This is a genomic window from Cupriavidus sp. TMH.W2 (assembly GCF_050847365.1).
GTDB lineage: Bacteria > Pseudomonadota > Gammaproteobacteria > Burkholderiales > Burkholderiaceae > Cupriavidus.
In genome coordinates this window covers 468,798-484,549 of sequence record NZ_CP193792.1, presented here as the reverse complement: position 1 = coordinate 484,549, position 15,752 = coordinate 468,798, and the positions used below count along the sequence as shown (strand labels likewise).

Below are 15,752 nucleotides of genomic sequence, written 5' to 3'. Positions count from 1 at the left end.
CCGGCCATGAACGCACCCGAAAGCCAGCGCCTGGTGGGCGCACCCGTCAAGCGCAAGGAAGACTATCGCTTCCTGACCGGCAACGGCCAGTACACCGACGACATCGTGCTGCCGCAGCAGAGCTACGCGTTCTTCCTGCGCTCGCCGCACGCCCATGCGCGCATCCGCTCCATCGACAAGACCGAGGCCCTGGCCTCGCCCGGCGTGATCGCCGTGCTGACCGGCGACGAGCTGGCGGCCGACAAGGTCGGCGGCCTGCCCTGCGGCTGGCTGATCCACAGCATCGACGGCTCGCCGATGAAGGAGCCGCCGCACCCGGTGATTGCCCACGACAAGGTGCGCCACGTCGGCGACCAGGTCGCGCTGGTCATTGCGGAGACGCTGCAGCAGGCGCGCGACGCCGCCGAGAAGATCGACGTCGACTATGAAGAGCTGCCCGCCGTGGTCAGCGCCGCGGATGCCGCCAAGGCTTCCACGCTGGTGCATGACGAGGTGCCGGCCAATACCTGCTACACCTGGGGCCACGGCGACAAGGCCGCCACCGACGCCGCCTTTGCCAGGGCCGCGCACGTGACCACGCTGGAAATCGTCAACAACCGGCTGATCCCCAACGCGATCGAGCCGCGCGCGGTCAATGCCAGCTATACGCGCCAGGACGACAGCTATACCGTCTACGTGGCCAACCAGAACCCGCACGTCGAACGCCTGCTGATGGGCGCGTTTGTGCTGGGGCTGCCCGAATCGCGCCTGCGCATCATCGCGCCCGACGTGGGCGGCGGCTTCGGCTCCAAGATCTTCCTGTACCCGGAAGACGTGGCACTGACCTGGGCCTCGAAGAAGATCGGCCGCCCGGTAAAGTGGACCGCCGACCGGTCCGAGTCCTTCCTGACCGACGCGCACGGCCGCGACCATGTGACCAAGGCTGAGCTGGCGCTCGACGCCGACGGCAAGTTCCTGGCGATGCGGGTGCATACCACCGCCAATATGGGCGCCTACCTGTCGACCTTCGCCAGCAGCGTGCCCACCATCCTGTATGCCACGCTGCTCGCCGGCCAGTACGCCACGCCCGCCATCTACGCCGAAGTGCAGGCGGTCTTCACCAACACCGCGCCGGTGGATGCCTACCGCGGCGCGGGCCGGCCCGAGGCCACCTATGTGGTCGAGCGCCTGGTCGAGGCCGCCGCGCACGAGACGAAGACCGACCCGGCCGAGCTGCGCCGCAAGAACTTCATCCGCCAGTTTCCCTACGCCACGCCGGTGGGCCTGACCTACGATACCGGCGACTACGAGCCGTGCCTGGCGCGCGCGCAGGAGCTGGCCGACGTCAAGGGCTTCCCGGCCCGGCGCGACGAGGCGAAGCAGCGCGGCAAGCTGCGCGGCCTGGGCTATTCCTGCTATATCGAGGCCTGCGGGCTGGCGCCGTCGAATATCGCCGGCGCGCTGGGCGCGCGCGCGGGGCTGTTCGAGGTGGGCGAGATCCGCGTGCACCCGACCGGCACCGTGACCGTGTTCACCGGCTCGCACAGCCATGGCCAGGGGCACGAGACCACCTTCGCGCAGGTGGTGGCCGACCGCCTCGGGCTGGAGCTGGACCAGGTCGAGATCGTGCACGGCGACACCGGTCGGGTGCCGTTCGGCATGGGCACCTATGGCTCGCGCTCACTGGCGGTGGGCGGCTCCGCCATCGTCAAGGCGCTCGACAAGATCGAGGCCAAGGCCAAGAAGATCGCCGCGCATCTGCTGGAGGCGGCCGACACCGACATCGAGTTCAGCAACGGCGTGTTCCGCGTGGCCGGCACCGACCGCACCAAGACCTTTGGCGAAGTCGCGCTGACCGCCTACGTGCCGCACAACTATCCGCTGGACAAGCTGGAGCCGGGCCTGAACGAGAACGCGTTCTACGACCCGACCAACTTCACCTACCCGTCCGGCGCCTATGTGTGCGAGGTGGAGGTCGACCCCGACACCGGCGAGTCGCAGGTGGTCAAGTTCACCGCGGTGGACGACTTCGGCAACATCATCAACCCGATGATCGTCGAAGGCCAGGTGCATGGCGGCATCGGCCAGGGGCTGGGCCAGGCCATGCTGGAGCAGTGCGTCTACGACAACGACAGCGGCCAGCTGCTGACCGGCTCGTACATGGACTACGCCATGCCGCGCGCCGGCGACCTGCCCGACTTCACCGTCGAGACCGCCGCCGGCACGCCCTGCACGCACAACCCGCTGGGCGTGAAGGGTTGCGGCGAGGCCGGCGCGATCGGCTCGCCGCCGGCGTTCATCAACGCGCTGGTGGATGCGCTCGGCCCGCTGGGCGTGAAGGACATCCAGATGCCCGCCACGCCGCACCGGGTCTGGCAGGCCATCCAGGCCGCCCGGCCGTGATCCACGCACACCGCAAAGGAAACCGACATGTACGCATTCAATTTTGAACGCGCCGCGGATGCCAAGGCGGCCGTGGCCACGCTCAAGGCCGATCCCGACGCCAAGTTCCTCGGCGGCGGCCAGAGCCTGCTGGCCGCGATGAAGCTGCGGCTGGCGCAGCCCTCGGTGCTGGTCGATGTGGCGCGCATTCCCGGCATGGCCGGGATCCGCGTCGAAGGCAATGAGATCGTGGTCGGCGCCGCCGCGCGCCATGCCGACGTGGCCGAGAACGCCGAGGTGCGCCAGCGCATCCCGGCGCTGGCGGCACTGGCCGGCGGCATCGGCGACCGCCAGGTGCGCGCCATGGGCACCATCGGCGGCGCGCTCGCCAATGACGATCCCGCTGCCGACTATCCCGCGGGCGTGCTGGGGCTGGGCGCGGCCGTGGTCACCGACCGCCGCACCATCGCCGCCGACGACTTCTTCAAGGGCCTCTATGAAACCGCGCTGGAACCGGACGAGCTGATCACCGCGGTGCGCTTCCCGATCCCGGACCAGGCAGCCTACGCCAAGTTCCGCAACCCGGCCTCGCGCTTTGCGCTGGTGGGCGTGATGGTGGCGCGCACCGGCAACACGGTGCGCGTGGCGGTGACGGGCGCGGCCGACAGCGTATTCCGCTGCCAGCCGCTGGAGCAGGCGCTGTCGGGGAGTTTCACGGCGCAGGCAGCGCGCGGAGTGCAGGTGGATGCGTCGACGCTGAACGCCGACCTGCATGCGTCGGCGGAGTACCGGGCGCATCTGATCCCGGTGCTGGCGGCGCGGGCGGTGGAGGCGGCGCTGAAGGGATAGCGCTTCCCCACTGCCGCATGTTGTCTCCCCTCGCCCGCAAGCGGGAGGGGAGCAAACCGCCGGCGCCCTTTCCGCGTCGGCACAAAAGATTGCTCATGCTGCCCACCTCCATCGACGACACCATCGCCCAGCTGGAACGCCAGCAATACTTCGCCGACCGCGAGACCGCCACGGTGCTCTATCTCGCCCTGCGCATGCAGCGGCCGCTGTTCCTGGAAGGCGAGCCCGGCGTCGGCAAGACCGCCATGGCGCATGCGATGGCGGGGGTGCTCGGCACGCGGCTGCTGCGGCTGCAATGCTATGAAGGGCTGGATGCCGCCAGCGCGCTGTACGAATGGGACTACCCGCGCCAGATCATGGCGCTGCGCCTGGCCGAGGCACGCGGCGAGCGGCCCGAGGCGCAGTCGCTGTACCACGACGACTTCCTGCTCAAGCGCCCGCTGCTGGAAGCGCTGCTGCCCGACCCCGCCGCGCCCGACGTGCCGCGCGTGCTGCTGATCGACGAGATCGACCGCGCCGACGAACCCTTTGAAGCCTTCCTGCTGGAAGTGCTGTCCGAATTCCAGGTGTCGATCCCCGAAATCGGCGTGATCCGCGCCGAGCGCCCGCCGCTGATCGTGATCACCTCCAACCGCACGCGCGAGGTGCACGACGCGCTCAAGCGCCGCTGCCTGTACCAGTGGATGGGCTACCCGGCGCGCGACCGTGAACTGCAGATCGTGGCCGCGCGCGCGCCCGAGGCCGCCGCGGCGCTGCAGACCCAGGCCATCGATTTCATCCACCGGCTACGCGGCATCGACCTGTTCAAGGCGCCGGGCATCGCCGAGGCCATCGACTGGTGCCGCGCGCTGTCCGCGCTGGGCGCGACCGAGCTCGACCCGCAGTCCGTGCGCGACACGCTGGGCGTGCTGCTCAAGTACCAGGACGACCTGGCGCGCGTGGACGGCCCCACCGTGGCCGAGTTGCTGGCGGGTGCCGCGCCGGGAGGCTGAAGGTGGCCACGCTGCACACCGCTGTACGACCTGCCCCACCGGCCCTGCCGGTGCTGGCGCGCAACGTCACGCACTTCATGCGGCTGTTGCGCGACGGCGGCTTCGCGCTGTCGCCGGCTCATGCGGTCGATGCCTTGCACGCACTGCGCCATGTCGATATCGGCCAGCGCGACGAGGTGCGCGCCGCGCTGGCGGCGCTGGTGCTGTCCGGCCCGGACCAGCGCCCGCTGTTCGATGCCGCCTTCGACCTGTTCTGGCGCGATCCCGACTGGGAAGGCAAGCTGCGCGCGCTGCTGCTGCCGCGTGTCGACAGCGGCGCGCCGCCGCCGAAGCGCAGCAACCGGCTGGCCGATGCGTTGGCCGCGCGCCAGCCCGAGCCGCCGTCGCGCCCGGCACAGAGCGAGGCCGAGCGCATCCACGTGCCGCTGACCTTTTCCGACCAGGAACGGCTGGCGCAGCGCGACTTCGAGACCCTGACCGCGCAGGAATGGCGCGCGCTGCAGCACCTGGTGCGCACGCGTCGCGCCCACCTGGCCATGCAGCGCACCCGCCGCCTGCGCGCCGCCCCCTGCGGCACGCATGCCGACCTGCGCGCCAGCGCGCGCCTGGCGGTGCGCCAGCATGGCGAATGGCTGCGCTGGAAATTCCGCAAGCATGCCGAGCGCAAGCCGCCGGTGGTGCTGCTGCTCGACATCTCCGGCTCGATGAGCCAGTACTCGCGCGCGGTGCTGTACTTCTGCCATGCGCTGATGCAGTCGCGCGAGCGGCTGTCGGTGTTCCTGTTCGGCACGCGGCTGACCAACATCACCCGCTCGCTGCGCGAACGCGACCCCGACGAGGCCGTCGCGGTGATCACCGGCCAGGTGCGCGACTGGGCCGGCGGCACCCGCATCGGCGCTGCGCTGGCGAGCTTCAACCGCCACTGGGCGCGGCGCACGCTTTCCGGGCGCGCCACCGTGCTGCTGGTCACCGACGGCCTGGACCACGAGCATATCGACTTGCTGGGCGAGGAGATGGCGCGGCTGCGCCGCTTTGCCCACCGCATCGTCTGGCTCAACCCGCTGCTGCGCTACCCCGGCTTTACCCCGCAGGCGCGTGGCGTGCAAGCCATCCTGCCGCACGTGGACGCGCTGCGCTCCGCCCATAACCTGGACAGCCTGCTGGCGCTCGAGACGCTGCTGTCCGACCACGGCGGCCCGCCCCGGGCGGCCGCCTCTGCCCTCGCCACGCCTCACAAGGAAGCCCTGCCATGGAAATGAACCAGAGCCAGCGCCTGCCGGTCCCGCAGCAGGTGGCATGGGAAGCGCTCAACGACACCGAGCTGCTCAAGCAATGCATCCCCGGATGTGAGAGTATCGAGCCCGACGGCGACAACGCCTACCAGCTGGCCCTGATGGCCGCGGTTGGCCCGGTCAAGGCGCGCTTCAAGGGCCGCATGGCGCTGGAAGACATCCAGCCCCCCGACAGCTACACCATCCGTTTCGACGGCCAGGGTGGCGCGGCCGGGTTCGGCAAGGGCATCGCCCGCGTCCGACTCGAGCCCGACGGCGACGAAACCGTGCTGAGCTACACCGTCGACGCCCACGTGGGCGGCAAGCTCGCGCAGATCGGCTCGCGGCTGGTGGACGCCGCGGCGCGCAAGATGGCCGATACCTTCTTTGCGCGCTTCACCGAGGCAGTGACGCCGGACAAAGCAGAAGACACGCCAGCGGCCGAGGGCGCCCCCGCCGCAGCCGCCGGCGACAATGAACCGACAGAGGAACCGAAGCGGAAACGATCATGGACAGCGTGGATCTCGAAGTCCTGAAGAACAGCGTGCAGTGGCAGCGGCAAGGCCATCGCGTGCTGCTGGTCACGGTAGTGCGGACCTGGGGCTCGTCGCCCAGGCCCGAAGGCGCGATGCTGGCCGTGCGCGACGACGGCCTGGTGGTCGGCTCGGTCTCGGGCGGCTGCATCGAGGACGACATCATCGACCGCGTGCGCCGCCAGGGCATCACTGCCGACCACCCGGAAGCGGTCAAGTATGGCATCAGCGCCGAGGAAGCCCACCGCTTCGGGCTGCCGTGCGGCGGCACCATCGAGCTGGTCACCGAACCGCTGACCCCGGCCAGCGCGTCGGACAACAACCTCGCCGAGCTGCTCGACGCCGTGGAAAACGGCCGCCTGGTCGCGCGCACGCTGGACATGGCCACCGGCACCGCCACGCTGGGGCCGGCCAACGCCACCGACGGCCTGGTGTTCGATGGCAAGACCCTGCTGACCATCCACGGCCCGCGCTACCGCATGCTGGTGATCGGCGCCGGGCAGCTGTCCAAGTACCTGTGCCAGATCGCCGTGGGCCTGGGCTTCCAGGTCACCGTGTGCGACCCGCGCGAGGAATACACCGAGACCTGGGACATCCCCGGCGTGACCATGGTGCGCACCATGCCGGACGACACCGTCACCGAGATGAAGCTGGACGAGCGCTGCGCCGTGATCGCGCTCACGCACGACCCCAAGCTCGATGACCTGGCATTGATGGAAGCGCTGCGCACCCGGGCCTTCTATGTGGGCGCGCTGGGTTCGCGCCGCAACAACCAGGCGCGCCGTGAACGGCTCAAGGAATTCGACCTGACCGAGCTGCAGCTGGCGCGGCTGCATGGCCCCGTGGGCATCTACATCGGCAGCCGCACGCCGCCGGAAATCGCCATCTCGATCCTGGCCGAGGTAATCGCCGCCAGGAACCACGTATCGCTGCCCGACATCCTGCAGGTGGAAGGCGCCAAGGCCGCGCGCGAGATGGCTGCCGGCACCGGCAGCAGCTGCGACGTCGCGCCCGACCCCACCTGACGACCTCGCGAGTGCCGCCATGACCGCCGCCCCCAACGCCCCCTTGCTCCACACCGACCTGCCCACCGGCATCCTGCTGGCCGCGGGTTTCGGCCGCCGCTTCGATGCGGCCGGCAAACGCAACAAGCTGCTGGAGGTGCTGCCCGGCGGCCGCTCCGTGGCCTGGCGCAGCGCACGCACGCTGGCTGCGGCGCTGCCGCAATCGATCGCCGTCATTCGTCCGGGCAATCCGGCCCTGGCGGAGGAGCTGCGGCGCGGCGGTTGCCGCGTGGTGGAATCGGTCGATGCCGAAGCCGGCATGGGCGCCGCCCTGCGCGCCGCCGTGGCGGCCACGCGCGAGGCACGCGGCTGGGTGGTGGCACTGGCGGACATGCCCTGGCTGCCGATGGAACTGGTCCGGGCGGTGGCATTGACGATCACCACGCCGGATACCATCGCCGCACCCTGGCGTAACGGGCTGCGGGGGCATCCGGTTGGTTTCGGCGCGGCCTGGCGTGAGGAATTGCTGAAGCTGGATGGGGATGAGGGGGCGCGGGCGTTGTTGAAGGACAAGCCTGTGACGCGGATTTTGACCGAAGATGACGGGGCGTTCCGGGATATCGATGTGCCGGGGGATTTGAAGTAAGGGCTGGGGTTGGTTGTCGTTCTTGACTAGCGTGAGCTGTTTCGCCGGGGTAGCCGGCGGGGGCTTCCTGGTCGTTGGTTTGGTTATGTCGGTCGGGTTTAGTGTTGTCGTAGGTTTGACCGCCTGGTTCCGCCCTGCTGGGCGGGTCACTTTTTGTCCGAGCGACAAAAAGTAACCAAAAAACGCGTCGCCTCAGGCGGCTGGCCATCCATTCCTCGGTGTGGGTGATTCTGGCGGCGGTGATTTCCGGTCCATGGGGTCGGTGGTTCGACCCTGCTACGCACCCTGTCTGTGCCTGCGTCGACGGACTATTGGACGAACCCGACTTTAGGCTATTGGCAGCCTGCTGAATGCCGCGTCGGTCGGACGCCTTCGGCTGCGCTGCGCGCACGTCCTAACGTGGCAGAACCAGCGGCCACGTCCTGATTGGCGCTGTTGGCCCGGCATCATTGCCGACAACGCCGTGCGAGCGCAGCGACGCACTCCGTGCCCGAGCCCCCGACCTACGATACTGAGTGCGCGCAGCGCAGCCGTAGGCGTCCTACCGATAACCTGATTAGTAGGCTGCCAACAGCCTAAAGTCGGGTTCGTCCAATAGTCCCTGGACGCAAGGCACATCCCGGGAGCGTAGCAGGGTTGAACCACCTACCCCATCGAACGGAAATCACCACCGCCCGAGCCACCAACACCGTGGAATGGGTGGCCAGCCGCCTGAGGCGACGCGTTTTTTGGTTACTTTTTGGCGCTCGGCCAAAAAGTGACCCGCCCAGCAGGGCGGAACCAGGCCGTCCAACCTACGACAACATCAAACCCGACCGACATAACCAAGCAAGCCTACCAACAGAAGCCCCATCACCCAATCCCCCCCGCCACCTCACTAGTCTTCACCGCCATGATGAAATCATTCCGGTGCAACCCCTTGATCTTCTTGGTCCGCCACGACACCGTGGCATGCCCCCACCCAAAGCTGATCTCCGGATGATGCCCCTGCGCCTCGGCCAGCTGCCCGACGCCGTTCACAAACGCCAGTGCCTGCGCAAAGTTGCCGAAGGTAAAACGCCGCTCGAGCCGCGTCGCGCCATCGGCCAGCTCCCAACCCGGCGCCTGCTGCAATAGCGCCTCGGCTTCATCCGGCGTCAACGGCGGCACCCCGCCGCGGCAAGGCGTGCATGATTGCGCTGCCAGGTCTTCGCTCATGGTCTTGCTCCCCGACCGGAAGACAACCCGCGTCTCAGGCCCCTTCGGTCTCAGTCAGTGCGCGCAGGAACTCGCGGCTCCACCAGTGCACATCCTGCGCGCGGATGCGCTCCAGCAGTTTCCGGTGGCGCTGCTGGCGCTCCGCCAGCGGCATGTGCAGCGCCTGCTGGATCGCCTGCGCGGTGGCGCGCGTGTCGTAGGGATTGACCAGCAACGCCTCGCGCAGTTGCTCGGCGGCGCCGGCAAAGCGCGACAGCACCAGCACGCCCGGGTCCTCCGGATCCTGCGCGGCGATGAACTCCTTGGCCACCAGGTTCATGCCGTCGCGCAGCGGGGTCACCAGCGCCACGCGGCTGGCGCGGCACAGGCCCGGCAGCCGCTTGCGCGCGGTGGTGCGGTGGATATAGCGCACCGGCATCCAGTCCAGTTCACCGAACTCGCCATTGATGGCGCCGCTGAGCTGCTCCATCTCGCGGCGCAGGTCGACGTAGGCATCCACTGATTCGCGCGACGGCGCGGCGATCTGCACCAGCGTCGCGCTCGAGCGGTTCTCGGGATACTCGGCCAGCAGCCGGTAGAACGCCTTGAGCCGCTGCGGCAGGCCCTTGGAATAATCTAGCCTGTCGATGCCCAGCAGCAACCGGCGGCGCGCGTACTGCGCGCACATCATCTCGTAGGTCTCCTGCGCGTCCGCGCCGCGGCCCAGCTCCATGAACTCGTCGACGTCGATGCCGATCGGGAAGGCCTGCGCCCGCACCGTGCGATGGAAGGCGCGGTAGCGGTATTCGCCCATCGGCTCGGCCGGCGCTTCCGTTTGCACGTAGCGCGAAAAATGCTCGACGTCCGCATGGCTCTGGAAACCCAGCAAGTCGTAGGCGAACAGCGCCCGCATCAGCCACTCGTGCTGCGGGATGGCGGCCAGGATCAGCGGCGGCGGCAGCGGCACGTGCAGGAAGAAGCCGATCTTCTGCCCGCAGCCGCTCGCGCGCAGCTCGGACGCCAGCGGGATCAGGTGGTAGTCGTGGATCCAGATGATGTCGTCGGGCTGCAGCAGCGGTGCCAGCTTGCGCGCGAACAGCTGGTTCACGCGCCGGTAGCCGTTCAGGAAGTTGGAGTCGAAATCCGCCAGGTCGAGACGGTAGTGGAACACCGGCCACAGCACGCCGTTGCTGTAGCCCAGGTAATAGGCATCGTGATCCTCGCGGCTCAGGTCGACGGTGGCCAGCGTGACGTTGCCGGCCTGCTGCAGGTGCAGGTCGCCTTCCCCCGGGGTGCCGCCCTGGGCGGTCTCCAGCGCCTTGCCGCTCCAGCCGAACCACAAGCCGCCGGTCTGGCGCAAGGCTTCGGAAAGCGCGACGGCGAGGCCGCCCGCCGCCACGTTGCGGGGATCGGCGACCCGGTTGGATACCGCTACAAGTCTTGGCATAAGTGTTCTTCTTGAGTCCTCTCTCTGTCTGCCGCAGTGCGGGCCGGCTCAGATCACCGTGTCCCACGGCGCCGACAGCCGCATCGCGCCATTGATCAGCCCGACCATCGAATAGGTCTGTGGGAAATTGCCCCACATCTCGCCGGTCACGGGGTGGGTGTCCTCGGACAGCAGGCCGAGCGGGTTGCGCGCGGCCAGCATGGCCTCGAAGATCTCGCGCGCCTCGTCGCGGCGGCCGATTCGGGCGAGCGCGTCGATGCGCCAGAAGGTGCAGATGTTGAACGCGGTCTCGGGCTTGCCGAAATCGTCCGGCGCCTCGTAGCGGCGCATGTAGGGTCCGTCGCACAGCGATGTCTCCAGCGCCTTGACGGTGGCGATGAAGCGCGGGTCGCGCGGATCGATGAAGCTGACTTCGGCCATCAGCAGCACGCTGGCATCCAGCTCGCGCCCGCCGAAGCTTTCGGCAAAAGCCTGGCGCTCTTCGCTCCAGGATTCGGCCAGGATGCGTTCCTTCATGCGGTCGGCATGGTCATGCCAGTATGCAGCGCGCGCCTGCAGCTGCAGCTTGTCGGCAACTTTGGCCAGGCGGTCGCAGGCGGCCCAGCTCATCAGCGCCGACGACGTATGCACGCGCGCCCGCGTGCGCAGCTCCCACATGCCGGCGTCTGGGGTGCCGAACACCCTCACCGCCTGCTCGCCCACCTCCTCCAGCCGGCGGAATTCGGCGGGGCCGCCGCGATGCAGCAGCCGGTGGTCGTGGAAGGCCTGGGCCGCGCCCAGCACCACGTTGCCATAGACATCGTGCTGGAAGTGCTCCTGCGCCTGGTTGCCCACGCGCACCGGACCCATGCCGCGGTAGCCCGGCAGGTGGTCGAGCATGCTTTCCGGCAGCTCGCGCTCCAGGCCGATGCCATACAGCGGCTGGATATGCCCGTCCTGCGACTGCATTACCACGTTGGACAGCCAGCGCAGGTAGTCCTCCATGGTGCCCACTTCGGACAGGCTGTTGAGCGCGCGCACCACGAAGAATGCGTCACGCAGCCAGCAGAAGCGGTAGTCCCAGTTGCGGCCGCTGCCCGGTGCCTCTGGAATGCTGGTGGTCATGGCCGCGACGATGGCGCCGGTTTCTTCGAACAGCGACATCTTCAGCGTGATGGCGGCGCGGATCACCGCGTCCTGCCATTCGCGCGGCACCGCCAGGCGGCGGCTCCACAGGCGCCAGTATGCGGTGGTTTCCTGCTCGAAGTCGCGCGCGGTCTCCTCCACGCCGTGCGCCAGGGTCTCGTCCGGACCCAGGATGAAGTTGTGGCCGCGCGTGACCAGGAACGGCGTGTGCGACAGCACGTAGGCCATCGGGGCGTCGGTGGTCATGCGCAGGGTCATGTCTGCGCCGATATAGCGCACATGGCTGCTGCCGCGCGTCATCTCCGGCGCCTTGCGGCCCCATTCGAAGCGCGGCGCCACCACCACGCGCACGCGCGGCGCGCCGCGCACCGGACGGATGCGCCGGATCAGCGCGGTCGGCCGGAAATAGCGCCCCAGCCGGAAGAAGCGCGGCGCGAAGTCAGTGATCTCCAGGCAGTTGCCGTGGATGTCTGTCAGCCGCGTGCGCAGCACCGCTGTATTCGGCTCGTACCACTGCCGCGACGACTGGAAGTCCTCGATCTCGATCGAGAAATGGCCCGCGTTCTCGCTCGGGTCCAGCAGGGCATTGAAGACCGGGTCGCCGTCAAAGCGCGGCAGGCACGACCAGACGATGCGCCCGCGGCAGTCCACCAGCGCCGAGATGGCACAGTTGCCGATCATGCCCAGCGACAGCGACGGATTGGCAAAGCGGCCGCCGCCGTCCACGGTCTTGTTCACGCCTTCGGTCGGCGGCTTGCCCGGCTCGCTCGGGCTGCTCGGATTGGTCACGGCGATTCCTCCTCAGGATGTCGTTGTGCGCCGGCCCGGGCCGGCGCTGGCGCTTTCCAGTGCGCGCGCCGAGCGGTGCAGCCAGCTGCGCAGCGCCGCCGGCCCGGGCACGCTGACGCTGGCCACGGTCTCGCGCTGGCCCACCAGCACGCCCAGGCCGCCGAGCTTGCGCACCGCGGCGAAACCGGGTTCGTCGGTCATGTCGTCGCCGGCAAAGAGCGGCACGCGCGCGGCAAAGGGGGCGGCCTTCATGAAGGCCGCGATGGCATCGCCCTTGTCGACGCCGGCGGGCTTGATCTCGACCACCATCTTGCCCGGCAGCGCCTCCAGGCCAACTGCATGGCGCAATACGTCAGTGACCGCCGCGTCGACAATGCCGGCCAGTTCGGGCGCCTGCCGGTAGTGGATCGCGACCGCGACCGACTTGCGCTCCAGCCGCAGCGCCGGGTAGGCGCGCACCAGCGCTTCCAGGTGGGGGATCAGGGGCTCCAGGCCAGGGGCCGGTGTCTTGGACACCATGCCGCCGTCGGTGCGGAATTCGGCGCCGTGGATGCCGGCGGCCGGCAACCGCAGCGGCTGCAGGAAATGGTCGAGTTCAAGGATCGGCCGCCCGGAGATGACGGCCAGCGCGCCGTCCAGCCGCTGGTACAGCGTGCGCAGCGTGCCGACCAGTTCTGGTTCGACCTGCACCAGTTCGGGCCGCGGGGCCAGGTCGGCCAGCGTGCCGTCAAAGTCGAGAAACAGGGCGGTATTGGTTTCGATTAGCGGTAGCTGTGGCATCGCGTTAAACCGTAACACGTCGTTTTGACCGGCGTCCACCGGGCGCCGTCCTACATGGCGCAAGGGCAACCCGGGGCCGGCGCAAGTCCGGGGCAGGCCCGCGCCACGCGGAACTGCGCGCCGTCAGCGAGTGAGCTGTCATCCACACAAATGGCGCGTCCAACCTCAGGGGGGACCCAGGCGCGAGGCGGCGGGCACGTCGCCCCGGCCTGTGCGCCAGGCCGCCATCCTTTATCATTGACGGTTTCCGCCAGAATTTCCGGCTTTTTTGCGGCGCCCTATCCGGCGCCCTATCCGGCGCCCCATCCGGCGCCCCACCGGCCAGCCCCAAGACCATGACCCGCCAGCCCGCCGCCAAACCTGATTACCTGAAGAAGATCCTGACCGCCAAGGTCTATGACGTGGCGCAGGAGACCGAACTGACCTACGCGCATCAGTTGTCGGCGCGCACCGGCAATGCGGTCTGGTTCAAGCGCGAGGACACTCAGCCGGTCTTCTCGTTCAAGCTGCGCGGCGCCTACAACAAGATGGCCTCGCTGGCGCCGGAGGAACTCAGGCGCGGCGTGATCGCCGCGTCGGCCGGCAACCACGCGCAGGGCGTGGCGCTGTCCGCGGCGCGCCTGCAGTGCAAGGCCATCATTGCCATGCCGGTGACCACGCCGCAGGTGAAGATCGACGCCGTGCGCGAGCGCGGCGGCCAGTGGGTCGAGATCGTGCTGCACGGCGAGTCCTACAGCGACGCCTACAACCACGCCGCGGAACTGGAGAAGAAGCACAAGCTGACCTTTATCCACCCGTTCGACGATCCCGAGGTGATCGCCGGCCAGGGCACCATCGCCATGGAGATCCTGCGCCAGCACCCGGGCCCGATCCATGCCGTGTTCGTCGCCATCGGCGGGGGCGGGCTGATCTCGGGCATCGCCTCGTACATCAAGGCGGTGCGCCCCGAGATCAAGGTGATCGGCGTGCAGACGGTCGACTCGGACGCGATGAAGCGCTCGGTCGACGCCGGCAAGCGCGTCGAGCTGAAGGAAGTGGGGCTGTTCTCGGACGGCACCGCGGTCAAGCTGGTCGGCAAGGAGACCTTCCGCATCACGCGCGAGCTGGTCGACGACATCATCCTGGTGGACACCGACGCCATCTGCGCGGGCCTGAAGGACGTGTTCCAGGACACGCGCAGCATCCTGGAGCCAGCCGGCGCACTGGCCGTGGCGGGCCTGAAGGCCTATGCCGAGCGCGAGAAGCTCAAGGGCCAGCACCTGGTGGCGATCGCCTGCGGCGCCAACATGAACTTCGACCGCCTGCGCTTTGTCGCCGAGCGCGCCGAGGTGGGCGAGGCGCGCGAAGGCGTGTTCGCCGTCACCATCCCGGAAGAGCGCGGCAGCTTCAGGCGCTTCTGCGAGCTGGTGGGCACGCGCAGCGTGACCGAGTTCAACTACCGCATCGCCGACACCAGCATGGCGCATATCTTCGTTGGCGTGCAGATCGCCAGCCGCGCCGAGAACGACAAGATCGCCGCCAGCTTCCGCAAGCACGGCTTCGACACGCTGGACCTGTCCAACGACGAACTGGCCAAGCAGCATATCCGCTACATGGTGGGCGGACGCTCGGCGCTGGCGCATGACGAACTGCTGTACCGCTTCGAGTTCCCGGAGCGCCCGGGCGCGCTGATGAAATTCCTGTCCAGCATGAGCCCGAACTGGAACATCAGCCTGTTCCACTATCGCAACCAGGGCGCGGACACGTCCAACATCCTGGTCGGCATCCAGGTGCCGAAGAACGAGAAGCGCGCCTTCCGCGCCTTCCTTTCGACGCTGGGTTACGTACACTGGGACGAGACCGAGAACCCGGTGTACAAGCTGTTCCTGTCCTGAAACATCTGCTGAGCGCCACATGAGCCTCCCTGAACACTCGCCGCTGGGCAAGCCCTCGGCCTACAAGACCGAATACGACGCCTCGCTGCTGTTCCCGATCCCGCGCCAGCCCAAGCGCACCGAGATCGGCCTGCCCGCAGGCAAGCCGGTGCCGTTTTTCGGCGTCGATATCTGGAATGCGTACGAGCTGTCGTGGCTGAACCTGAAGGGCAAGCCGCAGGTGGCGCTGGCCAGCTTCATCATCCCGTCGGACACGCCCAACATCATCGAGTCCAAGTCGTTCAAGCTGTACCTGAACTCGTTCAACCAGACCAGGATTGCTTCGCCCGAGGCGCTGCAGCAGCTGCTGCACCACGACCTGTCCGAAGCCACCGGCGGCACCGTGCAGGTGCGGCTGGTGACCGAAGCGGACCTGGGCACGCAGAAGATGGGCGAGCTCGACGGCCTGCTGCTGGACCGGCTCGATATCGAGGTGGACCGCTATGAGCCGGCGCCGGAGCTGCTCAGCGCCGATCAGGAAGAAACCCCGGTGGAAGAAACGCTGGTGTCGCACCTGCTCAAGTCCAACTGCCTGGTCACCGGCCAGCCGGACTGGGGCAGCGTGCAGATCCGCTACGTGGGCGCGCCGATCAACCAGGAAGGGCTGCTCAAGTACCTGATCTCGTTCCGCAACCACAACGAGTTCCATGAGCAGTGCGTGGAGCGGATCTTCATGGACGTGATGCGCCAGTGCAAGCCGGTCAAGCTGGCGGTGTATGCGCGCTATACGCGTAGGGGTGGGTTGGATATCAATCCGTTCCGGACCAACTTCAATACGGCTTGGCCGGATAACAAGCGCAACGCGCGACAGTAAGGGTTTCAAACGGCTGCCGGTTTGCTCCCCTCTCCCGCCTGCGGGAGAGGGA

13 protein-coding genes are annotated in these 15,752 nt (G+C 68.3%); 9 read left to right on the top strand and 4 right to left on the bottom strand.

All coding sequences use genetic code 11. The features are described 5' to 3' along the window. The first annotated feature begins 6 nt into the window (after positions 1 to 6). The 7 genes from ACREYQ_RS02285 (at position 7) to ACREYQ_RS02255 (ending at position 7,656) form a co-directional block, all read left to right on the top strand. Positions 7 to 2,382, top strand: a complete 2,376-nt coding sequence (locus ACREYQ_RS02285) for a xanthine dehydrogenase family protein molybdopterin-binding subunit (protein WP_432259187.1) — start codon at positions 7 to 9, stop codon at positions 2,380 to 2,382. 27 nt (positions 2,383 to 2,409) lie between these two features. Continuing rightward, positions 2,410 to 3,210 carry an FAD binding domain-containing protein gene (locus tag ACREYQ_RS02280; RefSeq protein ID WP_432259186.1) on the top strand — a complete coding sequence of 267 codons (801 nt, stop codon included), beginning with the start codon at positions 2,410 to 2,412 and terminating at the stop codon, positions 3,208 to 3,210. Positions 3,211 to 3,305: 95 nt separating this feature from the next. After that, a complete protein-coding gene (locus tag ACREYQ_RS02275) occupies positions 3,306 to 4,202 on the top strand; it encodes an AAA family ATPase (RefSeq protein WP_432259185.1) in 897 nt (298 codons plus the stop codon). Positions 4,203 to 4,204: 2 nt separating this feature from the next. Then, the gene (locus tag ACREYQ_RS02270; protein WP_432259184.1) at positions 4,205 to 5,461 is read left to right on the top strand and encodes a vWA domain-containing protein; all 1,257 of its coding nucleotides are present in this window, start codon (positions 4,205 to 4,207) and stop codon (positions 5,459 to 5,461) included. After that, positions 5,452 to 6,009: a CoxG family protein gene (locus ACREYQ_RS02265; protein WP_432259183.1), complete on the top strand. Its 558-nt coding sequence runs from the start codon at positions 5,452 to 5,454 to the stop codon at positions 6,007 to 6,009. Before ACREYQ_RS02270 ends, ACREYQ_RS02265 begins: the two co-directional genes overlap by 10 nt. After that, entirely contained in the window at positions 5,982 to 7,031 is a 1,050-nt protein-coding gene (locus tag ACREYQ_RS02260; RefSeq protein ID WP_432259182.1) for an XdhC family protein, read from the top strand. The genes ACREYQ_RS02265 and ACREYQ_RS02260 overlap by 28 nt, the downstream gene beginning before the upstream one ends. A 19-nt stretch (positions 7,032 to 7,050) precedes the next feature. Beyond that, complete coding sequence (locus ACREYQ_RS02255; protein ID WP_432259181.1) at positions 7,051 to 7,656, top strand: nucleotidyltransferase family protein; 606 nt, start codon at positions 7,051 to 7,053, stop codon at positions 7,654 to 7,656. Between the two features lie 852 nt (positions 7,657 to 8,508). Here ACREYQ_RS02255 and ACREYQ_RS02250 read toward each other — a convergent pair. Genes ACREYQ_RS02250 through otsB form a run of 4 tightly spaced genes read right to left on the bottom strand, consistent with a single transcriptional unit; the run spans position 8,509 to position 12,973 of the window. Further along, positions 8,509 to 8,853 carry a 4a-hydroxytetrahydrobiopterin dehydratase gene (locus tag ACREYQ_RS02250; protein WP_432259180.1) on the bottom strand — a complete coding sequence of 115 codons (345 nt, stop codon included), beginning with the start codon at positions 8,851 to 8,853 and terminating at the stop codon, positions 8,509 to 8,511. 34 nt (positions 8,854 to 8,887) lie between these two features. Then, complete coding sequence (otsA, locus tag ACREYQ_RS02245; protein WP_432259179.1) at positions 8,888 to 10,279, bottom strand: alpha,alpha-trehalose-phosphate synthase (UDP-forming); 1,392 nt, start codon at positions 10,277 to 10,279, stop codon at positions 8,888 to 8,890. Positions 10,280 to 10,327: 48 nt separating this feature from the next. Beyond that, the gene (locus tag ACREYQ_RS02240; RefSeq protein ID WP_432259178.1) at positions 10,328 to 12,193 is read right to left on the bottom strand and encodes a glycoside hydrolase family 15 protein; all 1,866 of its coding nucleotides are present in this window, start codon (positions 12,191 to 12,193) and stop codon (positions 10,328 to 10,330) included. Between the two features lie 12 nt (positions 12,194 to 12,205). Further along, positions 12,206 to 12,973: a trehalose-phosphatase gene (gene otsB, locus ACREYQ_RS02235; protein ID WP_432259177.1), complete on the bottom strand. Its 768-nt coding sequence runs from the start codon at positions 12,971 to 12,973 to the stop codon at positions 12,206 to 12,208. 335 nt (positions 12,974 to 13,308) lie between these two features. Between otsB and ilvA the strand changes: the two genes are divergently transcribed. Next, a complete protein-coding gene (ilvA, locus tag ACREYQ_RS02230; RefSeq protein ID WP_432259176.1) occupies positions 13,309 to 14,847 on the top strand; it encodes a threonine ammonia-lyase, biosynthetic in 1,539 nt (512 codons plus the stop codon). A 19-nt stretch (positions 14,848 to 14,866) separates the two neighbouring features. Beyond that, positions 14,867 to 15,700 (top strand): NADPH-dependent 7-cyano-7-deazaguanine reductase QueF, encoded by an 834-nt coding sequence (gene queF, locus ACREYQ_RS02225; RefSeq protein WP_432259175.1) that lies wholly within the window; start codon positions 14,867 to 14,869, stop codon positions 15,698 to 15,700. Positions 15,701 to 15,752 lie beyond the last annotated feature (52 nt).